Origin of the sequence: Caballeronia sp. LjRoot31 (genome assembly GCF_964253885.1) — a bacterium.
In the GTDB taxonomy this organism is placed as follows: Bacteria; Pseudomonadota; Gammaproteobacteria; order Burkholderiales; family Burkholderiaceae; genus Caballeronia.
This window is the reverse complement of record NZ_CAXURX020000003.1, coordinates 1753735-1778791: the sequence shown is the minus strand read 5'-3', so window position 1 is coordinate 1778791 and position 25057 is coordinate 1753735. Positions and strand designations below refer to the sequence as shown.

The 25057-nt window shown below is 63.0% G+C and carries 23 protein-coding genes; 9 read left to right on the top strand and 14 right to left on the bottom strand.

Annotation, left to right across the window (positions count from 1 at the left end):
• The first annotated feature begins 3 nt into the window (after positions 1-3).
• From ACSQ8V_RS36665 to ACSQ8V_RS36655, 3 genes are read left to right on the top strand one after another with little or no spacing between them, the layout of a single operon-like run.
• Positions 4-1599, top strand: coding sequence for an ABC transporter substrate-binding protein (locus ACSQ8V_RS36665; protein ID WP_436209100.1), 1596 nt, complete (start codon positions 4-6; stop codon positions 1597-1599).
• Between the two features lie 26 nt (positions 1600-1625).
• Entirely contained in the window at positions 1626-2948 is a 1323-nt protein-coding gene (locus ACSQ8V_RS36660) for an aspartate aminotransferase family protein (RefSeq protein ID WP_436209099.1), read from the top strand.
• Entirely contained in the window at positions 2948-4390 is a 1443-nt protein-coding gene (locus ACSQ8V_RS36655; RefSeq protein WP_436209098.1) for an NAD-dependent succinate-semialdehyde dehydrogenase, read from the top strand. The genes ACSQ8V_RS36660 and ACSQ8V_RS36655 overlap by 1 nt, the downstream gene beginning before the upstream one ends.
• Before the next feature lie 313 nt (positions 4391-4703).
• Here ACSQ8V_RS36655 and ACSQ8V_RS36650 read toward each other — a convergent pair whose 3' ends face one another.
• The 4 genes from ACSQ8V_RS36650 to ACSQ8V_RS36635 form a co-directional block, all read right to left on the bottom strand.
• On the bottom strand, positions 4704-5135 hold the full coding sequence (locus tag ACSQ8V_RS36650; RefSeq protein ID WP_436209097.1) for a LysR substrate-binding domain-containing protein: 432 nt from the start codon (positions 5133-5135) through the stop codon (positions 4704-4706).
• Between the two features lie 151 nt (positions 5136-5286).
• Positions 5287-6048: a DNA-binding transcriptional regulator gene (locus tag ACSQ8V_RS36645; protein WP_213763613.1), complete on the bottom strand. Its 762-nt coding sequence runs from the start codon at positions 6046-6048 to the stop codon at positions 5287-5289.
• Between the two features lie 113 nt (positions 6049-6161).
• Positions 6162-6893, bottom strand: coding sequence for an HpcH/HpaI aldolase family protein (locus ACSQ8V_RS36640; RefSeq protein WP_436209096.1), 732 nt, complete (start codon positions 6891-6893; stop codon positions 6162-6164).
• A 27-nt stretch (positions 6894-6920) separates the two neighbouring features.
• Entirely contained in the window at positions 6921-8387 is a 1467-nt protein-coding gene (locus tag ACSQ8V_RS36635) for an MFS transporter (protein WP_436209095.1), read from the bottom strand.
• A 227-nt stretch (positions 8388-8614) separates the two neighbouring features.
• On the opposite strand from ACSQ8V_RS36635, the gene ACSQ8V_RS36630 reads away from it, so the two are divergent.
• The 4 genes from ACSQ8V_RS36630 to ACSQ8V_RS36615 all read left to right on the top strand — a co-directional run bounded on the left by ACSQ8V_RS36630 (position 8615) and on the right by ACSQ8V_RS36615 (position 12360).
• Entirely contained in the window at positions 8615-9787 is a 1173-nt protein-coding gene (locus ACSQ8V_RS36630; RefSeq protein WP_213763611.1) for a porin, read from the top strand.
• Positions 9788-9878: 91 nt separating this feature from the next.
• On the top strand, positions 9879-10841 hold the full coding sequence (locus tag ACSQ8V_RS36625) for an amidohydrolase family protein (RefSeq protein ID WP_436209094.1): 963 nt from the start codon (positions 9879-9881) through the stop codon (positions 10839-10841).
• A 29-nt stretch (positions 10842-10870) separates the two neighbouring features.
• Positions 10871-11497 (top strand): flavin reductase family protein, encoded by a 627-nt coding sequence (locus ACSQ8V_RS36620; RefSeq protein ID WP_436184998.1) that lies wholly within the window; start codon positions 10871-10873, stop codon positions 11495-11497.
• A gap of 26 nt (positions 11498-11523) precedes the next feature.
• Positions 11524-12360 carry a hypothetical protein gene (locus tag ACSQ8V_RS36615; RefSeq protein WP_436209093.1) on the top strand — a complete coding sequence of 279 codons (837 nt, stop codon included), beginning with the start codon at positions 11524-11526 and terminating at the stop codon, positions 12358-12360.
• Positions 12361-12381: 21 nt separating this feature from the next.
• Here the strand turns inward: ACSQ8V_RS36615 and ACSQ8V_RS36610 are convergent, their stop codons facing one another.
• The gene (locus tag ACSQ8V_RS36610) at positions 12382-13416 is read right to left on the bottom strand and encodes a ketopantoate reductase family protein (protein WP_436209092.1); all 1035 of its coding nucleotides are present in this window, start codon (positions 13414-13416) and stop codon (positions 12382-12384) included.
• 157 nt (positions 13417-13573) lie between these two features.
• On the opposite strand from ACSQ8V_RS36610, the gene ACSQ8V_RS36605 reads away from it, so the two are divergent.
• Both ACSQ8V_RS36605 and ACSQ8V_RS36600 read left to right on the top strand, forming a co-directional pair.
• Complete coding sequence (locus tag ACSQ8V_RS36605; protein ID WP_158937369.1) at positions 13574-14446, top strand: fumarate hydratase; 873 nt, start codon at positions 13574-13576, stop codon at positions 14444-14446.
• Positions 14446-15057 carry a fumarate hydratase C-terminal domain-containing protein gene (locus ACSQ8V_RS36600; RefSeq protein ID WP_436209091.1) on the top strand — a complete coding sequence of 204 codons (612 nt, stop codon included), beginning with the start codon at positions 14446-14448 and terminating at the stop codon, positions 15055-15057. Before ACSQ8V_RS36605 ends, ACSQ8V_RS36600 begins: the two co-directional genes overlap by 1 nt.
• A gap of 79 nt (positions 15058-15136) precedes the next feature.
• Here the strand turns inward: ACSQ8V_RS36600 and ACSQ8V_RS36595 are convergent, their stop codons facing one another.
• From ACSQ8V_RS36595 to ACSQ8V_RS36555, 9 genes are all read right to left on the bottom strand, one after another.
• Entirely contained in the window at positions 15137-16486 is a 1350-nt protein-coding gene (locus ACSQ8V_RS36595) for an MFS transporter (protein ID WP_255631269.1), read from the bottom strand.
• A 248-nt stretch (positions 16487-16734) separates the two neighbouring features.
• Complete coding sequence (locus ACSQ8V_RS36590) at positions 16735-17784, bottom strand: hypothetical protein (protein WP_436209090.1); 1050 nt, start codon at positions 17782-17784, stop codon at positions 16735-16737.
• Positions 17781-18695 (bottom strand): IclR family transcriptional regulator, encoded by a 915-nt coding sequence (locus ACSQ8V_RS36585; protein ID WP_436209089.1) that lies wholly within the window; start codon positions 18693-18695, stop codon positions 17781-17783. Before ACSQ8V_RS36585 ends, ACSQ8V_RS36590 begins: the two co-directional genes overlap by 4 nt.
• A gap of 43 nt (positions 18696-18738) precedes the next feature.
• Positions 18739-19686, bottom strand: coding sequence for a DUF6282 family protein (locus ACSQ8V_RS36580; protein WP_436184991.1), 948 nt, complete (start codon positions 19684-19686; stop codon positions 18739-18741).
• 35 nt (positions 19687-19721) lie between these two features.
• Positions 19722-20495: an HpcH/HpaI aldolase family protein gene (locus ACSQ8V_RS36575; RefSeq protein WP_436209088.1), complete on the bottom strand. Its 774-nt coding sequence runs from the start codon at positions 20493-20495 to the stop codon at positions 19722-19724.
• Positions 20496-20891, bottom strand: a complete 396-nt coding sequence (locus ACSQ8V_RS36570; RefSeq protein ID WP_213763600.1) for a cupin domain-containing protein — start codon at positions 20889-20891, stop codon at positions 20496-20498.
• 174 nt (positions 20892-21065) lie between these two features.
• Entirely contained in the window at positions 21066-22250 is a 1185-nt protein-coding gene (locus ACSQ8V_RS36565; protein ID WP_213763599.1) for a porin, read from the bottom strand.
• 156 nt (positions 22251-22406) lie between these two features.
• Positions 22407-23696 (bottom strand): MFS transporter, encoded by a 1290-nt coding sequence (locus ACSQ8V_RS36560; protein WP_436184989.1) that lies wholly within the window; start codon positions 23694-23696, stop codon positions 22407-22409.
• Between the two features lie 340 nt (positions 23697-24036).
• Positions 24037-24942, bottom strand: a complete 906-nt coding sequence (locus ACSQ8V_RS36555) for a LysR substrate-binding domain-containing protein (protein WP_436209087.1) — start codon at positions 24940-24942, stop codon at positions 24037-24039.
• Positions 24943-25057: the final 115 nt, after the last annotated feature.

The window sequence follows — 25057 nt, the reverse complement described above, 5'->3', positions numbered from 1 at the left end:
TCCATGATCCATTTATTCAGACCGGCGGCGCGTGTTGCTGCCGCCTTCGCCCACCTGGCCGCCTGCGTCCTGATCGCGGTCGCGGTCGCGCCACTCGCAGCCCATGCCGCCGATCCGCACACGCTGACGCTCGCGCTGAACGCCGATATCCGTACGACTGAGCCCGGCAAGACGTCCGACGATCCGACCGGAATTGTCCTGTCGCAGATCGTCGAGGGGCTGGTCGCGCCGACGCTCGACGGCACGCCGATGCCGATGCTTGCCGAGCGCATCGACGTCTCCGCGGACCATCGCGTCTATACGTTCGCATTGCGGCAGGGCGTCCGGTTCCACAACGGGCAGCCGCTCGATGCGGACGCGGTAGTGTGGACGTGGCATCGCTATCTCGATCCGAAAACCAACTGGTCGTGCCGTGCCTATTTCGACGGCACGCGCGGGCTCAAGATCCAGTCGGTCAGTGCGCTCGACGCTCTGCACGTGCAATTTGTTCTCGCCCAGCCGAGCCCGGTGCTGCTCAACATGATGGCGCGGCTCGACTGTGACCAGACGGCGATTCTGAGTCCTGCGTCGGTAGACGCCGCGGGCCACTGGCGTGCGCCGGTCGGCACGGGCCCATACGTGTTCGGGCAGTGGCTGAAGGGCCAGTCGATCTCGCTGACGCGCTATCGGGACTATCGGCCGGCGCCGGGCATTGAGGATGGCTACGCGGGCGACAAGACGCCGTTCATCGACAACGTGCGCTTCGTGGTGATCCCGGATGAGGCGTCGATCAAGGCGGCGCTCGAAGTGAGCGACATCGATATCTGGTACGGCATCAATCCGCAGTTCCAGCGCGAGTTCGAGCGAATGGCGTCGCTGCGGGTAACGCACGCGCCGAGCGTCGGCCCGTCGATCCTCGTGCTGCAGACCGCCGATCCCCTGCTCGCCGACGTCCGTGTGCGGCGCGCGATTGCGATGTCGATCGACGCCGCGGCAATCAGCAAGGTCACCGCGCTCGGACTCGCGCCGGTGGATGGTTCGCTGGTGTCGCCAGCGAACCGCTTTTACGACGCCGTGATGCAAAAGCGCATTGGCTACGACGTCGCCGGCGCGCGGCACCTGCTCGCCTCGGCCGGATACCACGGACAGCCGATTGCGATCTCGACCACGCCGCGCTTCAAATCGATGTATGACACCGCATTGATGGTGCAGGCAATGGGACAGCAGGCGGGCCTCAACATGGTCGTCAAGCCGCTCGAATTCGCAAGCATGGTGAGCGATTTCTTCGCCGGCCACTATCAGGTCATGGTGTTCCACCTCGCGCCGTCGCTCGACCCGGCGTTTCACTACGACCGTTTCATTGGCAGCAAGGCGACGGATGTCAGCAAGGTGTGGGACGACCCCGACGCACAGGCCGCGCGCGATCGCCTGATGCAGGCGTCAGACGATCCGCAGAAACAAGCCGCGTTCGACCAGTTGCATGAACTGATGCTGCGGGACGTGCCGATGATCGGCCTCGATGCGGGTGCAGTAACCGCGGCGGCAAACCGGCGCGTGATCGGCTTCGCCGCATGGCCGGGGCGCCGGCCGCGGCTGTGGGGTATCAAGCTCGCGCAATGAGCGATCAATAAACAGGAAACCTATCGATGAGCTTCACAACGACAGCGTCCAGACTGGACGCATTCTGGATGCCATTCACGTCGAACCGGAGATTCAAGGCGGATCCGACCTTGTTCAGCGGCGCGCAGGGCATGTACTACCATCGCGCGGACGGCTCGCGCGTGCTCGACGGCGTCGCGGGACTATGGTGCGTCAACGCGGGCCACGGCAGGCCGGAAATTGTCGACGCGATTCAACGCAGCGCAGCGCAGCTCGACTACGCTCCGTCGTTCCAGTTAGGCCATGCAACGGCGTTCGAATTCGCCGATGAGCTCGTTGCCGAAGCGCCCGTTGGCTTCGGGCACGCATTCTTCTCGAATTCGGGCTCGGAGGCGGTCGACACCGCGCTGAAGATCGCACTCGCCTATCACCGGGCACGCGGCGACGCGCAACGTGTCCGGTTAATCGGCCGGGAGCGTGCGTATCACGGCGTCGGCTTCGGTGGTTTGTCGGTTTCCGGTATTGCGAGTCAGCGAAAAGCGTTCGGCAACCTGCTGCCGAGCATCGATCATTTGCCGCATACATACGACCGCGAGCAGATGGCCTTTTCGCGCGGCCAGCCGAACTGGGGCGAACATCTCGCGGACGACCTGACGCGTCTCGTGGCGCTGCATGATGCATCGACGATCGCTGCGGTGATCGTCGAGCCGGTGTCGGGTTCGACTGGCGTGCTGGTGCCCCCGCCTGGCTATTTGAAGAGGCTGCGCGAGATCTGCGACGCGCACGGCATTCTACTGATCTTCGACGAGGTGATCACCGGGTTCGGTCGTATCGGCGCGCCGTTCGCGGCAAGCCGGTTCGACGTCACCCCAGACCTCATCACGTGCGCCAAGGGACTCACGAATGGCGCGGTGCCGATGGGCGCAACGCTGACAACACGAGCGGTCTACGACGCGCTGATGGCCGGACCGGAAGACGCGATCGAATTGCCACACGGCTATACGTATTCCGCGCATCCGCTCGCCTGCGCAGCAGGTCTTGCCGCATTGCGGGTGTACCGCCGCGAAGGACTACTGGTCCGCGCAAGGGAGCTCGAGCAGACCTGGGAGGATGCCGCGCACGCGTTGCGCGGTCTGCCCGGCATACTGGACATTCGCAATATCGGGTTGCTCGCGGCGATCGACCTTGCTGCGTCCGGGGAGGGACCAGGCCGGCGCGGCTATGCCGTGCATCGCGATTGCCTCGCGCACGATGTACTGGTGCGCGCATCCGGCGACACGATCCTGCTGTCGCCGCCGCTTGTGATCAGCCACGACGAGATCGAACGGCTGTTTTCGACGCTCGCCGATTCGATCCGGAGGATCGGTTGATGGGCCAGGAGAGCGTGGAACTGACGGCCGCGAATGTCATGATCGGCGGCGCCTGCGTTCGCGGTGCCGGGCCGGAGATCCGGATCGTCGATCCGTCGACGGGCCGCACGCTGGTCAACGCGATCGGCGCCGATCATGCGCAGGTTGAGGCGGCACTCGCGGCCGCGCACAGCGCCTTTCGCGGCTGGAGCCGCACGAGCGCACACGAACGCGCGCGGGTGCTGCTCGGCGCGGCGGAGCGTTTGCGCGCGGATCGCGAACGGCTCGCCGCGCAGCTTACTCGCGAGCAAGGCAAGCCGATAGCCGAGGCAGCCGCCGAATGGAACGCGGCGCTCGAAACGCTCGAATGGTACGCGCACGAGGGCATGCGGGCTTACGGGCGCGTAGTGCCGGCGCGACGCGCGGCGCTGAGACAACTGGTTGAACGTGTGCCGGTCGGACCGGTTGCGGCGTTCGCGCCATGGAATTTTCCGGCATTGACGCCGATGCGCAAGATAGCGGGTAGTCTCGCTGCGGGTTGCACCTGCGTCTTGAAGGCGCCTGAAGAAACGCCGCTGTCCGCGCTCGCGATTGCGCATGCGTTCGTCGAAGCGGGCCTGCCCGAGGGCGTGTTGAGCGTCATATTCGGCGATGCGCCCGCGATCGCCGGGCAACTGATCGACTCTCCGGTGATCCGCAAGGTCAGCTTCACTGGCTCTACGGCGATCGGCGAACAGCTCGCGGCACGCGCGGCGAAACGGGCCGTGCGCTGTACGCTGGAGCTCGGTGGTCACGCCCCGGTGATTGTGTTTGCCGACGCGGACCTCGAGCACGTGATCGCGCAAGCGGGGGCTGCGAAGTTCCGTAACGCGGGGCAGATCTGCATCGCGCCGACGCGCTTCATCGTCGATGCGTCGATCCACGATGAGTTTGTCGAGCGTCTTACGGACTACGCAATATCATTGCGCGTTGGTGCGGGGCTAGACCCGGCGACGCAGCTTGGGCCAGTCGCGACAGAACGGCGACAGAACGCGCTCGACGCGATGCTGGCATCGGCTTGCGCCGACGGGGCCGAAGCCGCGCGGGGAGCGGTGCCGGCGCAGGGGTTCTTCTGGCCGGCAACGGTCGTGAGCGGTCTGCGCCGCGAGTCGCCTCTGCTGCACGAGGAGCCGTTTGGTCCAATTGCGCCATGTATCGCATTCGACAGCTTCGATGAAGCGATCGATATCGCGAACAGCACGCGCTTCGGTCTCGCAGCGTATTTGTACAGTCGTTCGCTCACGACGACACACCGGGCCGCCGAACTGATCGATGCGGGGATGGTCGGTGTGAATACGACGCGGGTGTCGCTGCCGGAGCTGCCGTTCGGCGGCGTGAAGGAAAGTGGCTATGGCTCGGAAGGGGGCATTGAGGGGCTCGACGCGTATCTGATCACGAAGTCGATCAGCGTCGATTACAGCTGAGGGACATCTGCAACCAGTGGGCGACAGCTCAGGATGACCACGTCGCGTATTCGACCGCGCCAGTCGATCCTGCTCTACCGAGTTGTTCAGGTACTCGACCTGACTAGCGACCGGACAGCCCTCGGGTCAGTAGTGCGGCCAAACGGTCAAACCAGGTTTGGTTGGCGCATGCGCTTTCTATTGAAAAACCGGACGATATCCGCGATGAGACCTTGTGGAGAGTCTTGTTCAGGCTTCCTTCATACTGGGAATCAGCTGTATGGAGATCGGAACCTCCGTGGACGGCGATGAAGAACCGGGCAGGCAGTCGCGTTTATCCGGCAACCGTTCGAACCATATCGATGAACGCTCGCAAACTCGTCGGCATATGACGAGTGCGAGGAAAATAAAGGAAGAGGTCAGGAATCGGCGGGCACCAATCCTCCAACACAGCAGCGAGTCGCCCATCGTTCAATGCCGTGCGAGCATAGGATTCCGGAACATAAGCGATGCCCAGGCCGTCTATCGCGGCCTCTACGATCAACTGGTTGTTGTCGAGCGTCAGGGCTCCGGGTACGTCGATCGCCACTTCCTGCCTTCGCTTGAGAAACTCCCATCGATAGCGTTTGCCACTGGGGAGACGTTGCCGGATGCATTGGTGCTGCAGCAGCGCATCGGGCGTTTTCGGCGCAGGATGAATCGCCAGATATTCCGGAGCGGCAACCGCCAGAAAGCGCATGTCAAGGCCAAGACGAACCGCCACCATGTCCGGACTCTGCCACCGACTCTGCATTAATCAACGGCGGCCGTTCCGAAATCAAGACGCCACGTAACACGCGCCGCGACCAACAGATTGCAGCAGAACCCTTTGCCGTCGCGGACTTTTTCACCTTGCCGGACTTATCGCTACAAGATAGTTACAGCTGTTCAGAAATCTGCCGCGCCACATCAAGCATCCGATCGAGATATCTATCGACCGCTTTCTCGCTCGTTAGCGCCGAAGAAAACCACGTCAGCCCAATCGACGCGGCGACGAATTCCTTCGCCATCACCGGCACGGCGATCGTGCCGGACACCGGCCGAACGGTGGAATCCCGCAACGCGTACCCCCGTCCACGAGTTTGATCGAGCATCGCTTGCATCGCTTCGCGATCCTGGGCGAGCCGGTCTTCGGGATGATGGCTTTGCCGCACGACTTCGAGCAGCATCTCCTGTTCTTCGGACGAGCAGAACGCGAGATACGCGCGTCCCAACGCACGCGAGACGAGGCTCAGGCGCATGTTGATCGACGAATGCAGCAGAGACAGCGGCGAATAGGGAATCGTGCTGTAGCGCACGACCAGCGCGTCGACGTCGAGCATGCCGACAGCGATCGGCCACTTGATTTCTTCAGTGAGTTTTCGCACGAGCGGCGCGGCGATTTCGACCACATGCGGCACATGGTGATAGCCCGAATTCAGTGCATTGACGCCGTCGAGCAGACGGTATTCGCCAGGGCGCGCGCCGCGTGCGGCGAGGCCCAGTTCTTCGAACGTCCGCAACAGCCGGATCAAGGTGGGCTTCGGCAGCGACGTCGACTGATGCAGGCTGTCGAGCGTCGAAACGGGCATCCGGTTCAGCGCGCGCAGCAACGTGATGGCTCGCTCCACTGCCCGGATCGAGGATTCGCGTTCCGCCATCTTTTCGCCTTGCATGGTCTCAGTGGTCGGCCGCGCCGGGTGAGTCAGGCGCAGGCTCCTCGAAAAACGCGAATTATCGCAGTTTTTCGGCGGCCCCGAGGCAAGGCGAATACCTAGGCCATCAACGTCAGCGCGCCCTTGCGAAGCAGCGATTGATCCGATCCGATCACGAACCACGAGGCGCCCATCTGCTCGAATTCGGCGCATTCGCTGACTTCGCCGAGCGCGACGCCGGGCGTTTTGCCGGCCCGCCGCGCGATGTCGAGTACTTCAACGGTGGCTCGCATCACGTCGGGCGCGCGGGCGCTGGTAAGCCCGAACGACAAAGCCAGATCGGCGCGGCCGACGAACAGACCGGACACGCCGTCCACCTCCGCGATTTCACGCGCGGCTTCACAACCCGCACGGCTCTCGATCTGACACATGACGACCGTGCCGTTGCCGGCCGCGATGGCCGCCTGCATCCCGAGCGCGCCGTAGCCGGCAAAGCGCGGCGAACTCGAAAAGCCGCGTTCGCCGTCGATGAACCGGGTGCGCGCGACCAGCGTGCGCGCCTGGTCGGCGGAGTCGACGTGCGGCACCAGCAGCCCCGACGCGCCGAGATCGAGCGCGGACTGGATCGTCGCGGCGTTCATGTCGGGAATCCGCACGAACAGCGGCAGCTGCACGGAGCGCGCGGCGATCACCATGACGTCGAGCATCGCCCGGTCGAACGGTGCGTGTTCTGCGTCGATCACCGCGAAATGAAGACCCGCGGCGCCGAGAATCTCGATGATCTGCGGCGCGCCCGTCTTGACGAAAGTGCCGATCTGGCGTGCGGTGTGGTCTTGCGTAGAAGTGGACATGGACGAAAGCAGAAGGGAAGCGCCGTATCAGAACGCGGCAGGATTGAGCGGCTCGCGAGCGCTGTTGAACTGCATCGCGAGTGCGGTGCAGCCGAGCAGCAGCAGGCACAGCGCCGGCAGCAGCATCGCGTAACCGGGGTGGCCGAGCGTCTTGCCGATCCACGGCATCGCGTTCTGGGCGAGAAAGCCGCCGAAGTTGCCGATGCTGCTGATGATGGCGAGGCTCGCGGCGGAGCGCTTGCCGCTGAAATACTTCGATGGCAGCGACCAGAAGCACGGCAGCAGCAACGACGTGCAAGGCGTGCCGACCACGAGCGCGAGATAGCGCAAGGCTGGATCGCTCACCAGCAGGCTGACCACGAACGCCACGCAGCCGATCATGCCGATCGCCGCGGCGGCCACCCGCACGTGACGCTCTTTCGTCAGCAGGCGCGGCACGATCAGCAGCAACGCGGCGGTCAGCGCCCACGGAATCAACGTGAGCAGGCCGTTCATCGAACTCGAGACGCCGAACCCCTTGATCACCGTCGGCAGCCAGTAGATCAGCCCGTAGAGCGACGTGAGCAGCAACGTATAGCCGAGCGAGAACGCCAGCACCCTGCGGTCCCACAGCATGGTCCACAGGCTGCCTTCGTGATGCGCGGCCGGCGCTTCGTCGGCGACCATCCGCGCGAGGCGGCTGCGCTCCTGCGGAGTCAGGAACGACGCGGTTTCCACGCTGCGCGGCAGATAGAACAGCACGATCGGTGCGAGCACCAGCGCCAGCACGCCGGTGACGATGAACACCCACTGCCAGCCCGCGTGATGCCAGACGCCGTCGAGCGACAGCAGCAAGCCACCGAACCCCGAGCCCAGCATGTTGCCGAGCGCGCTGCCCAGCGTCAGCAGGGCGAGCGCGCGCACCTGATAGCGGCGCGGAAACCACACGGTCAGGTAATAGACGATGCCCGGATAGAGCCCGGCCTCAGCCGCGCCGACCAGGAAGCGCAGCGCCGCGAACATCGAACCCGACGAGGTGTACGCGATCAGCAAGGTCGCGATACCCCAGCTAAATACGATGCGGAAGATCCATTTCGGCGCCCCGAAGCGGTGGACGCCGAGCGCGCTCGGCAGCTCGAAGATCAGGTAGCCGATGAAAAACAGCGACGACGCCAGGCCATAAGCCGTTTCAGTCAGGCCGATCTGATGCACCATTTGCAGCTTGGCGAAGCTGACGTTCATCTTGTCGATGACCGACACAAGGTAGATCACCAGGATCAGCGGCATGATGCGCCACCAGACGCGCCGGATCAGGCTTTCATCCTGCGCCACTTCAGGGTGGGCCGCCTGGGCAACTGAAATCTGCATGTCTCCTCCAACGTAGCGGACCGGCTGAACGGCGCGCAAGACACGCGGCGCGGCACCGGTTTTATAGGGTGACCCCGGTCGGAACGGCGCGAGGTCAATGGCGAGCAATACTACGTCGCGGCCAGCGGTCGTCCAAGTGCGAATCATGAAGATTTCGCGTGGCGGAATCGATCTCGGGAGGATGGAATTGAGGGCCACACGGCGACGCGTGCTTTTCGCGGTGCGGAAAGTTGCGGAAGCGCGCTTGGCGCAGCCGGGTTCGCATGAAACCATATGAGGCATCGAAGGTTGCGCTGCCAACGTAATGGCGGCCGGCTTTCGGAAGATCCGTCATGCAAGCGCGAACGGGCCAACATATTGTGAGGAGACCCCACATGAAAAAATCGCTACTTCTGATTGCCGCCTGCGGCACCGCCGTCACCGCACATGCGCAAAGCAGCGTGACGCTATATGGCATCGTCGATGCCGGGTTTCGCTACAACACCAATGCGGGCGGCAAATCACAATTCGCTATTGCCGGCGGCAACGAGAGCGCGTCGCGCTTCGGCCTGAGCGGTGTTGAAGATCTGGGCGGCGGCTATAAAGCGGTCTTCACGCTGGAAAACGGTTTCACCACGACCACCGGCGCACTGCAAGGCGGACTGATGTTCGGCCGCCAGGCTTTCGTCGGACTTGGCACGCCTTACGGCACGGTGACGCTCGGCCGCCAGTACCTGACACTGTCGAGCTATCTGGGCCCGTTCGCGTCCGGCACCGACTGGGCGGCGCGTGGCGCCGGCTGGGGCTATCACCCGGCCGGCCTCGACGACGTCGACGGCACAGAGCGTGCGAACAATGCGGTCAAGTATGTCAGCCCGCGTTATCACGGAGTGCAGGTCGGCGCGACGTACAGCCTCGGCGGCGTAGCGGGCAACGCCACGCAGAACGAGATGATTTCCGCCGGCGTGGATTACGACGGCGGACCGTTCAAGTTCGCTGCGGCCTACCTGTACCTGAAGAATCCCAACTACTCGCTGTTCGGCAACAACGCTACCAGCAGCGCGACCGGCAACAACTTTGCAAGCCCGATCTTCAGCGGCTATGCGACCGCCGCTTCGCAACAGGTGGCGGGCGCCGGTGCGTCGTATGCGTTCGGATCGTTCACGGTCGGCGGCATCTACACGAACACGAAATTCTTTAATATCGGCAGCGTTGCTGTCGCGGGCGCGAAGCCGCCGGCAGGCGAAGTCGGCCAGACCGCGACGTTCAATACGGCCGAAGCGAATTTGAAATATCGTCTGACACCGTCGTTGCTGCTCGGCGTTGCTTACGCGTACACGCGCGCGAGTTCGTACAACGGCGAGAGCGGCGCGAGCTATCAGCAATGGAATCTCGGCGCGGACTACGCGCTGTCGAAGCGGACCGATCTGTATTTCGTCGTACTGCGTGAGACCGCCGGCGGTTTCGACTCGACCGGCCATCGCGCGGTCGCCGCGCTGACGTTCGCGACGCCGTCGACGAGTGACGCGCAAACTGGCGTCACCGTGGGCATCCGCCATATGTTCTAGACGCGACGCGCGCAAGCCCGGTGATCGAGCGCGACCGCCGGCCTTGGTGCCTGATCCGCTTTTGCACCCCCCGTACTTCATTGGAGACATCATGCCTTCCCCGCAAGACAACACGAATGCCGCTGCTGGCCAGACCATCAAACTGTTCGACTCGCACGCGCATCTCGTGGCCGACGACCAGGTGCGCTATCCGCGCAATCCGATGAAGCGCTCGCCGAATGCGCCGCCGCGCCTGCCCGGCGTGATCGGGCTGCCCGGCGGCAAACACGGCGAGCATCCGGTCAACGAAGTGCCGGACGTGGCGCGCATGCTGCCCTGGATGGCGGATGAGCGTGTCGAGGGCGCGGTGGCGGTGCAAAAGCGCATGGTTTATCGCTTCGACAACAGCTACATCCTCGATTCGTCGGATGAGCATCCGGAGATCTTTTCCGCCGTCGTCATTCTCGATGCGGAAGACGAAGGCACGCCGTCGCTGGTGCGCTCGTACATCGAGAAACACGGCCTCGCGGGCGTGCGCCTGTTCGGCGGCCGCGAAGCCGACGGCACGATGCCGTGGCTGAATTCGCCACGCGCGCTGCAGACGTGGGCCGTGGCCGACGAATACGGCATCGTGATGGATCTGGAAGTGCTGGCGATTGGGGGCGGCGGACCGTCGGTGCCGGCCATTATCGAATTGGCGCGACGCTTCCCGAACCTGCGGGTGGTGCTCGATCACATGCTCGAACCGGAGGTCGAAGACGACAACTACGGTTTCGACGCGCGCTTCGTGCCGCTCGCGGCCGAGCCGAACATCTTCTTCAAGTTCACGTCGATCAACCTCGACATCTATCGCGAGACCGATACGCCGGCGGATCAGGTGCTGCGCCGTGCAGTCGATATGTTCGGCGCCGACCGGATCATGTGGGGTTCCGATATCGGCACGTCGTCGGGCACGTACCAGGACATGGTGCAACGCATCCTTGACGCGACTGTTCTGCTGACCGATGCGGAGCGCCACGCCGTGCTGTACGAAACGGGCAAGAAGGTGTTCGTGAAAGGCGGCGTGCGCGCCTGAGGGCGCCAGGTCCCCACAAGGAGATAACAATGTTTCTAGACCCGGCGGCTACGCCCGGCTTCAAGCGCACGCTGTTCAACGCGATCGTCGCGCCGCGCCCGATTGGCTGGATCAGCACGATCAACGGCAAAGGCCAGGTGAATCTCGCGCCTTTCTCGCATTTCAATCTCGTCTCGACGTCACCGCCGGTGGTGATCTTTTCGTGCAACGCGCCGGCCGACCGGCACGAGAAGGACACCATCGCCAACGTGCGGGAAACCGGTGAATTCGTCACGAACCTCGCCACCTGGGATTTGCGCGAGCCCATGAATCTCAGTTCGATGAACGCGCCGTACGGCACTGACGAGTTCGAACTGGCCGGCCTCGAAAAAGCGCCGAGCGTGATGGTCAAACCGCCGCGGGTCGCAGCGTCGCCGGCCAGCATGGAGTGCCGGTTGCTGAGGATCGTCGACATCGAGCCGACAGGGCCCGGCGAAACGTTCAGCAACGTGGTGTTCGGGCGCATCGTCGGCGTGCATCTGGACGAGCGTTTCGTCGATGCGGACGGGAATTTCGACACCGCTCGCGCCGAGCCACTGACCCGCATGGACGGCAACCGCTATTCGACCGTCGGCCGCATGGACATCCTGGGCCGGCCGAGCCCGCGGCGCGACTAACTCCACATAATATTGAAGGAACCAACATGACGACTACAACCGAAACCGGCGTGCGGGAAACCGCTGTCTACGATCTCGCACCCGGCGCCGTGGCGCGCGGCCAGAACTTCTTCGTGCAATGGCTGGAAGGCGACGGCAAGGTGTTCGAAGCGCACAGCGCGCATGAAATGCTGCTGCTGCTTCCCGGAGACGGCGCTGAAGTGCGCATCGGACGCAGCGGACAGAACGCCGCGCAAACCGTGGCGGGCCGCAGCGTGTGCGTGCTGCCGGCCGGCGAGATCGCCGTGCAGCCGAACCACGGCGCCCGCGCGGTGCTGATCGCGTCGTCGCGTGAGGATCTCGCGCCCGGCACCGCGCGCAATGACCACGACTATGCGTCGCCCGACGCCCGGATTATCGGCAGCGACGCCGGTTACCGGCGCACGCGCGGCAACGGTGAACTACAGGTGATCGCGATCGACGGCATTCAGCCGCCGGCTGACAAGCCGCGTCTGAAAATGCTGCAAACGGACACGCTCAGCATCAACTGGGTCGAGTATCAGGACGCGCGTGACCGCTCGAAATTGAGCCCGCACAGCCACGGCGAGTTCGAACAGGGCTCGCTCGCCATCGACGGGCATTTTGTTCATCACCTGCGCGTGCAATGGGGCGCCGATGCGAACCAGTGGCGCGACGACCAGCATCTCGAAGCCGGCCCGGCTTCGATGATCACGGTGCCGGTTCAACTGATCCATACGACCGAAGGCGTCGGCGCGGGCCGTCATCTGCTGATCGACGTGTTCTCGCCGCCGCGCAAGGATTTTATCGACAAAGGCTGGGTCGCCAATTCAGCCGACTACACGCGCGATCACACGCGCGGCTGAGCGCTCGTGTCCGAATCAGCATCAGAGACAGCGTGCGCCATACAGGCCGGCTTGCGCCGCGCGCAGGCGGCTCAGCGCAAATATGGTCTGCATCAATGGCGCGTCGAAATCGAGCCTTGCAGCACACTCCAGCGGCGCGCCGAGAATCGCGTCGAGCTCGACGCGGCGTCCGGCCTCGAGGTCCTGCAGCATCGAGGACCTGACCGCGCCGAGCTGGCGCGTCTGGGCAATGCGTTGCGCGATGTCGATGTCGAGCGTGAGACCGGCGCGCCGGCCGAGCGCGAGGCATTCCGCCATCAGGCTTGCGAACAGCGCGTGCGTGCCGGGATCGTCGAGCAGGCGGTCGGTGCTTGCCTGCGTGATCAGGCTGAGCGGATTCGAGCACACGTTACCGAGCAATTTGATCCACAGATCGCGGCGAATGTCGTCGCTGGCGTGGGCGGGCAGGCCCGCGGCCGTCAGCACTTGCGCCCAGTCGCTTGCGCGCGCGCTAATGCCGCCGCACGGCTCGCCGATCACGATCTTGCCGCCGCTGTGGTGATGCACCACGCCGGGCGCCGGCGAACTGCACGACGCCATCACGCTGCCGCCGAGCACCTGTTCGAATGCCAGTGCCCGCTCGATACCACCGTCCGGGTCGACGCTGGCGAGGCGCAAGCCTTCGAGCGGGGCGCTGGATTGGGTGGCTTGGCCTGGCGTGAGGAAGTACCACCACGGCAAGCCGTTTCCGACCGGCAGTATGACGGTTTCAGGCCCAAGCAGCGGCGCGAGCGATACCGCGATGCCGGGCAACGCATGCGACTTCAGCGCGATGACCACCAGGTCCTGCGGCCCCATGTCCGCGCAGTGCGCGTGGGCGCTGACCGGCACGGCGCGTTCGGCTTCGCCGGGGCACGTATAACGCAGTCCGGAAGTTGCCAGTGCCTCCAGCGTCGCGCCGCGTGCGAGTATCGACACGCGATGGCCGGCGAGTGCGAGACGCGCGGCGAAATGGCCGCCGATAGCGCCCGCGCCGACGATGCCAATGTGTCTCGTAGTAGTAAGGCGTGGATTCATGGTGGTCTCATTTTTATCGATGGAATTCGCTTATTGTCGCTGCGCCGCCCGTTCGGTCTCCGCGTTTTTACGGGCTTTTCTCCTGGCGGAATCCGGCGCGCTCGCATGACATGCGCCAGCCGTGGCCGGCCCGGTTATATCTGAAGGAAGCACGACAATGTCTATTGACAGCTCGATTCTCAAGCGCGTCACCGCGCAACTTTACGAACGCTCACTCAAGGCGATACCCAACGACACGCGCGCGTTTCTGCAGCGCGCGTCCGGTGCGGAGACCCATCCGACCGGGAAGGCCACGCTGACCATCATGCTGGAAAGTGCCGACGGCGCGAAGCGCGACGGCACGCTGGTGTGCAGCGACGTCGGCATTCCGACCTACAGCATCAAGATCGGCACCCGGGTTCAATTCGACGGGCCGGTGCGAGCCGCGATTCGCGAAGGCTTTGCCGAGCTCGCGGCGAACATCTCGCCGCCGATCCTCAAGATGGTCACGAACCCGCTGACGCACGAACGCAGCTATGCAGGCAAGGACATGCCGATCGTCGCCTTCGACGTGATCGACGACGCCGACTACGTGGATATCGTCTGCGCGCCGAAGGCGATGGGCACGGGCCGCTGGGAAGCAATTGAAGCGTTCGTGTATCCGACGCTCGATCAGATCGAGCGCTTCGTGCTCGACACAATGTTGCGCGCCGGCTCGCAGCCCTGCTTGCCGCTCGTGATCGGTGTCGGCATAGGCGGCACCTTCGACTACGCGGCGCGGCTCGCGAAAGAGCAGATGCTGCGGCCGTTCGGCCAGACCAATCCCGAGCCCATTCTTGCACGCATGGAGCAGCGCCTGCTCGACGCCGTCAACGCGATGGGTTTCGGACCGATGGGAACCGGCGGGGATACCACGGCGATGGCCGTGCACATCGACTATGCCGCGAGCCATGGCTTCGTGCCGATCGCGGTGTGTTTCAACTGCTGGATCAACCGGCGCACGGCGGCCCGTATTCACGGCGATGGCCGCGTCGAATTCATGGAAAGCTGATGATGAGCAAATTACACGATCTACGTTTGCCGCTCACGCGTGACAGCGTGCTCGATCTCAAGCTCGGCGACATGGTGCGGCTGTCCGGTGAGATCACCGTCAGCATCGGCCTGCCGACCCACCGCCGGCTCGCGGAAGCGGTGACGCAAGGCGCACCGTTGCCAATCGACCTGCGCGGCGGCGCGTTCTTTCATCTGAGCACTTATGTTGACGAGACGGCGGACGGACCGGTGCCGCTTTATCTGAACCCGAGCACCAGCACGCGCTATAACCCGTGGATGCCGACACTGATCCGCGGGCTCGGCGTGCGGCTGGTGGGCGGCAAGGGCGGCCTCGACGAAGCCAGCACGACGGCGTTGCGCGAAAGCGGCTGCGTCTATCTGTCGTTTCTCGGCGGCGGCGCGAATCTGCTGTCGCGTGCGCTGCGCCGGGTCGTGGCGATGAACTGGACCGAGTACATCTCGCAGTTCCGGCTGCTCACGCTCGAAGTCGAGCAGCTCGGACCGGCGACAGTCGCGATCGACGCGCATGGCAACAGTCTCTATACGCAGCTTCACGAGCAAGCCACGGCGCGGATGCCGGGCATTGTCGATACGCTCGGGCATCGCTGATCGTTGCTCGCTGACCGGTCAAATGGTCAGCGAGAGTGAATTTACAACGGACTCCGAAAGAGCGAAGAGCGGACTCAGTTCAGGGGCGGGACGAGAGCAACGCCGGCTGGCTGTCGGGGCTGGCGACGACCATGACGCGAGCCAGGCCCCACGCGCATACCGACAACGCGCAGGTGATAGCGGCCAACGCCAGCAGGCCGTCTTCGACATGTCCGGTACGCTGACTGATCCATCCGATCAGCACGGGACTTGCGTAGCCGCTAAGGTTGCCTACGGTCGCCATCAGCGCGATCGCCGCGCCGGCGGCGGTACCGCTCAGCAACGTGCCGGGGATCGCCCAGAGCACGGCGAGACCGCCCAGCGCGCCGGACAGCGCAAGCGCGAGACCGGTCAGCGAAAGCACCGGCATGCCCGCCGAGACGGCAGCGAGTGCAAGGCCGGCCGCCGATGCGAAAGAACTCGCAATCAAATGGAAGCGCCGTTCACCGTGGCGGTCCGAGCTGCGGCTGATGACGAGCATGGCGATCGAAGCGACGACAAACGGCAGCATGGTCACGAGTCCGTTGGCCATCGGATTGCGCACGCCGAGACCGCGGGCGATCTGCGGCAACCAGAACGACACGCCGTAAGTGTTACCCAGCAGCGCAAAGTTCACGGCGGTCATCAGCCACACGTTGCGATTGCGGAAGGCATCGGCGAAACGGTGTTGGGATTCGCCGGCGCGGCTCGCATTCTCCTGTTCCAGCGTGGCGGCAATCCGCTCCCGGTCCGCGGCCGGCAGCCACTTCGCCTTGGCGGGGCCGTCGTCGAGCCAGAACAGCGTGACGACGCCGAGGAGTACGGCGGGCAGGCCTTCGAGCAGAAATAACCAACGCCAGCCGTGCAGTCCGTGCACGCCTTCGAAGATCGTCAGAATCCCGCCCGACAAGGGTCCGCCCACGACACCCGAGAGCGATATGCCGAGGAAGAATAATGCGCAAACCTGCGAACGCAGCCGAGCCGGAAACCAGAAGGTCAGATAGAAGACGACCCCCGGATAGAAGCCCGCTTCAGCGACGCCGAGCACGAAACGCGCAATGAAAAACTCACGCTCGGTCGTGACGAACATCATGGCGACCGAAATGGCGCCCCACACGATCATGATGCGGGCGATCCACACGCGCGCACCGAAGCGTTGCAACGCCAGGTTGCTCGGGATTTCGCAGATGCAGTAGCCAATAAAGAATATGCCGGCGCCTATGCCAAACGCTGTGTTGCTGAGCCCGAGTTCCGCCGACATGCCCGCCTTCGCAAACCCGACATTGATCTTGTCGAGAAACGAAACGATATAGAGCAGCATCAGGAACGGCAGCAAACGCGTGGCGACGCGATTGTAGATTCGATCGTCGACTGGATCGTCGAACGAAGCGGCAGTGAGAAATCTCATCATGTCTCCTTGCGCACGCAGGATCTGCGGTGCGAGTGGCCGGTCGAGCCGGCTCGTATCGTGAGTTCGGTCTGTCCACGCCATGAATGACGGGCAGGGGTGTCCCGCCGCGTTCGACAGATCGGACGCGGGCTTGGGCGTATTCAATAGATGCAGCGGGGTTGCAACGACTTAAGGCCAGGTAAAGCAACCTGATGCGTTTGAATCAGCTACGGCCGCAAATGACAGCAGGCTTCCGGCGCCCGGGCAGGCTATCCAGCGGGCGGCGCGAACTCCTGCCAATACTGCGGCCGGTCATTCTGTTCCTGATAGGTTTCGACGCGGTCGGCGGCCGAACCCAGCAGTTCTTCCACCGATTTTCCGCGTTGTTTTACGTATCCATCCAGTTCTTCGATCGCCTCCGTGAGCACGCGATAACCACGCGTGAAAACGGCCGAGGTCATTTCAGTCGCAGCCGCGCCCGACAGCAGAAAGCGCGCGACATCGAGGCCATTGCGGGCGCCGTTCGTGGCGAGCAAGGGAAACGACGTGCCCAGCTTCTTGCGTGTGAGCATCAGCCAACGCGCTGTCAGCGGCAATGCCCAGCCGCCGCCGAAAGCCGCCGATGTGCCCAGCACAGGCGCGCCGGTATCGAGGTCGGGCAGGAAGCCCATGAAGCGCCCCATCATCACGACCGCGTCCGCGCCGCCCCGTCTCGCGGCATCCGCGAGTGCAACGACGTTCTCGCTTTGACCCGTCAGTTTGATCCACAGCGGCAGGCGGATCGCGGCACGCACGCGGGCCACGATTATTTCGATACGTTCGACGTCGCGTTCGAGAACGATGGCGCCCTTTGCGGCCTCTTCGCCATGCGGTGCGCCGATGTTCACCTCGAGGACACGCAGCCCACGCGCTTCGATCCGCTGCGCCTGTTCAACGCAGCGATCCAGGTCGGAGAGAATCAGGCTGGGGATCACGTAGGCGTTGCGCTCGGCAGCTTCTTTATCCAATGCCGCGAGCTGGTCGAGCCACGGCTCGAATTCGCTCTGCACGAGACCCGAGCGGCAGAAGAGCGAGGCGTCGGCGGGCGGCTGGAAATTCCAGGGCAAGCGCGTCCAGTTGCTGTCGAAGAGCGCGTAATCGGTCTTGTCGAGCTGAGCTTTGGCGGCGTTCGATTCATTGGTCGATTTCGCCACCACGGCGGCCGCGCCGGCCTCGAGTGCGGCGCGGATGCCGGAGGCCGTCATGGTGTGCTCGCCCGATCCGCAGATCACCGGGTTTTTCAGCACGATCGACCCGATCCGGGTGGTCAGGGAGGTCATCGGTGATTTCCTGCTAATGCTTTTGTCTGGTCACCCGCGGTCGAAGGCAGACCGGCGCGGCGATATTTGTCGCAGTTAAGCCGCTCACTCAATTCGGCGGCGGCCTGCTGCACGTGTTCAAGCAAGGCCGGCGGCGGCGGCGACGGCACGTCGTGCGTGGGACCGATAATGCCAATCGCGCCGACCATTACGTCGTTGTCGCGAAAGATCGGCGCGCTCAGCACGTTGATGCCGTCGATCACTTCACCGTTCGCATCTTCGTACAGCTGCGCACGCACGGCTTCGAGGCGCCTCGCCAGCACCACCGGGTCCGTGATCGAGCGGGCCGTGAACCTTTGCAGCTTGCGGCGCAAGATGCGCTGCTGGTCCTCCGGCGGCAGGAACGCCAGCACGAGCCGTCCCTGGGCGGAGCAGTGCGCCGGCACCCGGTTGCCCGGCTTGACCGTGATGCACACGCCGTTGTTCGAGTCGACCGCGGCGACAACCAGTGCCGAATCGTGCGTGACGACCGACAACACCGCGCTTTGACCGAGTGTGTCGCGCAGCTTCGTCAGATACGGATCGGCGATGGCGCGCAAGTCGAACTGCTCGCTGGCGGCCGTGCCGTAAATAACGAGCTTCGCCCCCAGCCGGTATTTTTCGGTCGAAGGGTCCTGTTCGACGGCGCCCATTTGCCGCATCGACGCCAGATGCCGGTACACACGCGGCTTCGGCTCATCGACGATATCCGCAAGCTCGGTGACGCCGAGCGGCCGGCGTGCCGCCGACAGCTCGTCGAGCAGCCTGAACACGATGGCCACCGATTCGAGCAGCGCGGGGCCGCTCTTGTCGATCGGCGTGGTATTGCTGGCCTCGATAGCCGGCTCTGAAGGCAATACGGCGTTCTTGGGCCGGGGCAGACTCTTGGGCAACTCGATCTCCTGTGCCGTTTTCGTGATGGTTGGCGGGGGATGCTCAGCGGGACGCGGGCAATTCAATGTTCATCAATCGCGCCGCATTCGTGGAGGTCATCTTCCGGATGTCCGCTTCACTATACCCAATGTCGAGCGCGGTTTCGATCACGCTGCGAAAGCCCTCGACGATTGTCGGGTTGCCCTTCTGACCGAGGTCGGAGCCGAGAATGGTGAGATCGACCGTGCCCGCTTCGATGACGTCGCGCAGGAACTCCGGATCATAGAAGCGGAACTTCGAGCCCGGCACCCACATGCACATGGAATGCTCCATGTACACGCCTTCTTTTGCGAGTTGGCGCATGTCGTCGAGTGTCGCGTCCACCACATAGGTCGGATGATTCACGAGCAGCCGCTTGACGCCGCGTTTGCGCGCTTCTTCGAAGAGCGGCCAGATTTCAGTTATGTTCAGGTGCCCGGCTGAGAGAACAATGTCCGCATCCGCGATGAGATCGAGGATCGCCTTGACTTCCTCCTTGAGCTTGCCGTCGCTGTCGAGCACCGAGAGCGGAATGGGAGCAAGCATCTTCTGCGTGGTCTGCGGGAATTTCTGGTCGAAATGCGCGTCTTGCTTGTGATGGTTGATATGGTTCGCCGACGAAAACGTGGGCATCCACACAAGCCGCGCGCCCAGCTTGATGCCGTGCTCGACCGCGTGAACATTGATGCCGCCGACCGTGTTGTTGAGCGGAACGCCCGAGAGCATCAGCACGCCGAGATCCGCGAAGTGCTTGTTCAGCAGCGCCGTAACGGGCGTTGCCGAGTAGTAGTGATCCTTGAGCAGCACCGCGCGCAGGCCCGCCGATGACGCTTCGCGCATTGCTTCGATGTGGTCCAGGTAACGCGGCATGACTGAGGGGCCGCTATGACAATGCAGGTCGATCGTGCCGCGCAGCAGGCTGCCGATATAGGCCGGATCGCGCGTGGTGCGGGTGTCGTCTAGTGTGGACATGAGTTTTTCCGTCTGGTTGAGCACGTCGTAACGCGCTATTGAATTTGGCTGCGCAGTTCGGCAACGCTCTGGCTGAGTTTGCTGAAGCCGCTGCGCAAGAGGCTCTGGTCTGATCCGATCACGAACAGCGTGACGCCGAGGGCGGCATAACGGGCCATCGCCGCGGTATCGGCGACGAACATGCCAACCGGCACGCACGCCGAGCGCCCAGCCGACGCCACGCGCTGAATTGCACGTTCGACCTCGGGATGATCGACGTCGAACAATCGATACGACACCGAGAGATCCGCACGCCCGATGAAGAGGCAGTCGATGCCCGCTACACCCGCGATCTCGTCGATTGCCTCGACCGCTTCGCGGTCTTCGATCTGGCAGAGGACCGCGGTTTCACTATCGCTGCGCTCGATGTGTTGGAGCATCGAATGGCCGCCGTAGGCACCGGCGCGCGGCGAGTTGCTGAAGCCGCGCAACCCGTCCCGGTAACGCGCGCTCGCGACGATCTCACGCGCCTGCCGGGCGGAAGTGACGTGCGGCACCAGTACGCCGGTAGCGCCCATGTCGAGTGCCTGCAACACGTCAGAAGGGCTTGATTGACGGAGGCGCACCAGCGATGCAATGCCCGCGGCGCGTGCGCCGAGCAGGCAATGATCGAGTTGGGCGGCGGAAAAGGGCGCGTGTTCGCTGTCGAACACCACGAAATCAAGCCCCGCGAGACCGGCGATCTCCGCGTGATGCGACTGCGGCGTCTTGATGAACGTGCCGCCTAACAATTGCCGGTCCCGCAGGCGGGCCGCGAAATGCTGGCTCATTCAGACACCTGTGCTTGCGGGTTGTGGTTCGAATTCCGCGGCTTGATATTCCACCAGATGCCGGTAGTCCTCACGCAGCGGTGCAAATACGTCCAGGTTGAGCACGACCTCGTCGCCAACCGGTTCTGCGTAGTGCATGACATGCGGCGGGATGCGAATCATGGTGCCGGGGCCGCCTTCCACCACCTCGTCGCCGAGGTGAAACCGCACCCGGCCCTGCACGATGATGACGAGCTGTTCGAAAGTATGGCTATGCGGAAAAACCGTCATGCCGGGCGTCAGCCAGTTCATCACGCACATGGCGTTGTCGCCGCGGAAGCCAACCCGCTCGACTCCCTTCCGAACGACTTCACGGGGCAGGTCATTCCAGTTATGCAGCAAGTCTTGAGTTGTCATTCTGGCTGTCTCTCCATTCTGGTGGGGGCGGTCGGAAGCGACCCGTCTCGTCGCTTTCCGATGATCTTTTAAGTTCTTTTCAAAAGAATCGTATTTCGTTTGTAGAAACAATACTAGACATCGGCCGATGCGGTGTCAAGGCGCTTTAGTGCTTCGGCAACCTTCTTTTTCCCGTTAGAACGTATGGCGCATGCCGAACGTCAGCACGGTTTGCTCGTTGCTCGTGGAGGGGGTCGCGAACGTCATGGCAGCGACGGCGGGTTTGCCGGTCGAATCAATGCCTGCGGCCTTTTCGTGGAGCCCGACGAGATACAGGTCGGTCCGCTTCGACAAGAAGTAATCAGCGCCGAGACTGAGCTGCTGGTAGCTCGCGCCGCTCTCCCCGGCATACGAGCTTGCCCGGGTGTACGCGTACATCACGCCAAGCAGAAAGGACGGGGTGAGCTGGTACTTAAGGTTGATTTCGGCGGTATTGAAGGTGGGCGATGAACCGGCGATGGCCGTAGCCGGCTTCGCACCGTTGATGACCGTGCCGCCGATGTCCTTGAATTGCGTGCTGGTAAATATTCCGCCGACCGTTGCCCGGCCGATGGTGTACGACGCACCCGCGCCAAATTCCTGCTGGGAGGCCGCCGATGCATAGCCTCTGAACACGGGACTGGTGATGTTGATGGCACTTGCGCTCGTAGGTGCATTGCTGGTGCCGTTATTGCCGAACAACGAAAAGTTCGGGGCCTTGACGAACAGGTAGGCCGCGGCAAAAGCGAACGGGCCATTGTTGTACGCCAAACCCGCGGAGAGCAACTCGTTCTGCGTTACCGCGCCGGCTACGCCGCCGAAGCTGTAGGTGGCGCCCACGCGCAAGCCGCGATAGGAATTGCTGGTGAATTTGATTGCGTTGTTGGCGCGCTCGGAGCCGTCCACATCGTCCAGGCCGCCGGGGTGATAGCCGTAGCCCGATCCGCGCGCTGCCCAGTCCGCGCCCGCTTCGAACGGCGTGAGGAACGCGGTCAGCGTCAGATACTGGCGTCCCAGACTGATCGTGCCGAATGGCCCGCTCAATCCGACAAAGGCCTGACGGGCAAATTCGAGCCCGCTCGACATTGTGCCGTTGGCGAGATTAAACCCGTTCTCCAGTGTGAAGATGGCCTTCAGCCCGCCGCCAAGGTCTTCCGTGCCCGAAAAGCCAAAGCGATTGGCGCTCTGGTTACCGCCTGTAAGCGCCGTTAGCGGCTTGCCTCCCGCGTTCGTGTTGATGAGAATGCCCGCATCGACAATTCCGTACAACGTGACGCTGCTTTGAGCGAATGCTCCACTTGCAAAGGCAGAGGCGAGCGTAGCAACGAGTATTTTCTTCATCAAGGGTCTCCTGTTTTTCTATATTTATTAGAATGACTAAATAAATTAAAAAAGATGCATTGAAGTAAAGCCGATGTCACTATCCACGCGCCGCGAAATTCGCGGCGCCTTGATCGAAAAACGAATGGTCAGGCCGGACGGGTGAACCGGGCGGCGTCAGGCTTTAGCGGGGAGCGCCGTCCGCCGGGTGCGAAAACGGATCGCGCCGATCGCCAGCACAACGAGGCATGCGGCCGGGACGTACATCGCGGCGCCGGGAGTGCCGGCCTGTTTAGCGACCCAGGGCATGATGTTTTGGGCGAGAAAACCGCCAATGTTGCCGAAGCTGCTGATTGCCGCAACGCTTGCCGCCGCTTGTGCACCATTGAAATATCGCGGTGGAATCGACCAGAAACAGGGCAGGACAAGCGAGATGCAGGGTGTGCCGATGGCCAGCGCAATGAAGCGCACCATGACGGAATCCGCGCTGATGCTGACAAGGAAACACACCACGCCGAGCGCGGCGATTGCTGCCATGGTCAGCAGTACCTCCTGTTCGTCGCGCAAGCGCCGCGGCAGGATCAACAGCATGACGGTGGCGATGCCCCAGGGAATCGCATTGAGCAAACCATTGAGCGAACCGGTCGCGCCGAACCCTTTGATGACCGTCGGCAGCCAATAGATCACGCCGTACAGGGAGGTCAGGATGAGCACGTAGGCGAAGGAAAACAGCAACGTGCGCGGGTCGACAAGGGCGGACCAGATACTTGCATGCCCGGTAACAGGGATGCGTTCACGTTCGATCGCGGCGAGGAGGCGGGTTTTCTCCGGGCTCGTCAAGAAGCCGGCGCGCTCTGGTGTGTCCGGCAGATAAATCCATATCAACGCGGTGACGATCAGGGCGGGAATGCCGGTGGCGATAAACACCCACTGCCAGCCTGCGAAACCAAGCCAGCCATTGATGTCGAGAAACAGGCCGCCCATGATGGAGCCAGCCATGTTGCCGATCGCACTTCCGAGCGTCAGCACGCCTAGCGCGCGGACCTGATAGCTCCGCGGAAACCACAGCGTCAGGTAATAGATGAGACCCGGATACAGTCCGGCCTCGGCGGACCCCAGGAGAAAGCGCATGGCGGTAAACATCGAGCCCGATACGCAGAAGCCGAGCAGGATCGTGAGCAATCCCCACGTGAGCACGATGCGCGCAAACCATACCCTCGCGCCAAAGCGGTGGACCGCAAGTGCGCTCGGCACCTCGAAGACGAGATAGCCGATAAAGAATAGCGACGAGGCGAGGCCATACGCCATTTCACTCATGCCGAGCGCATGCACCATTTGCAGCTTGGCGAAGCCGACGTTCTGCCGGTCGATGACCGCGACCATGTACATCAGCATGACGATGGGCATTACCCGCCAGAACACGCGATTTAGCAACGCGTGGTCTGCCGGCGAATCGGAACTTTGCATTTTGAGGCGTCTCCTGCGAGCCGTTTTGTGTGACACGGAGCGGTATTACTCGCGCACTTCATTTTTTTGTAGAGAATTATGTTCTCTTGGGCGAAACAATATGTTGATCATTTGTTTTTGTCAAGGACGAGCTTTGCGACGAGCGGCGGGAGCCGGCAGGGCGGCCCAGAACAGCGCGGGTAGATTGGGTATTGCTGAGGGAACACGAGCATGCGGCTCGCGGGCATGATCGGGCCGCCTTTATTGGAAGGGGGGGTTGCGCTTACCCGAACGGGCTGCCGGGTGAGGGCATGTCTGGATATGCGCACATCCAAACCAGTCCCTTCCTCTTAATTTCGCCTTACGTCGTCTTGATTTTCTCAAGCGCCAACTTCATATCCGCCACGAACGCAGTCACGAGACTCGACGCAGGCGATCCCACTGCACTAACAAGATAAAGCTCATCAGCGATAGCCGGTTCGAACCGGCGAACTGCTACGCGCTCACCTGCAAAGCTCGCCGTGACCGGATCGATAAGCGCGACTCCGGCGCCCTGTGCCACGAATGCAACGATGGTCTGCGAGAGTTGCGCTTCGACTGTCATCTGCCGCGCCACACCGTGCTCAACGAACACCCGGTCGATCGTGCGGCGGGCGTCGAAGGAAAGCGGAAATGACACGAAAGGTTCGTCGCGTAGATCTTCCGGTTTCAATACGCGCTTGCGCGCCAACCGATGGCCTGCCGGCAGAATGCAGCGCATGGGTTCGTGCGTGAGCCGGTCGAGCCGGACGGCAGGATGAGGCATGGCTTCGGCAATGAAGCCGATGTCAATTCGTTGCGACGCCACGAGCTGGACAACTGTCGAGGAACTGTGGGTCAGGAGCGTGATATCCACACCCGGATGCTCGCGCGCGAACGACGTCAACACGCGCGGCAGCCATTCCAGCGCCACCGCGGGAGAACCTGCTATGCGCAAGGAACCGCGTCGCATTGCGCGTATCTGCTGCGCTGCCTGGGTGATGGAATCGAGTCCGACAAAAGCCCGCTCGACCTCCGTATAAAGCACATTCGCCTCGACAGTCGGCAACAGCCGTCCTTGCTGCCGCGTGAACAATGCAAAGCCGACGCGCTCCTCGAAATCGGCGATAAGACGGCTCATCGCCGGCTGCGAAATATGCAGCATCTGTGCGGCGCGGGTGACGGTGTGCCGCTGCATCAGCGCCCGGAACGCTTCTACCTGGCGAATCTTGAGGTCGGGAGAGGCCATAACATTAGTGAATGGTTGACGAAAAAAACGGTATTTGACCACGCATTTTGTATCACCGAAGCTCCGGACAAGCTTGTTTTAGCGCATAAAAGGCTTCCATGGTTGTTCATAATAT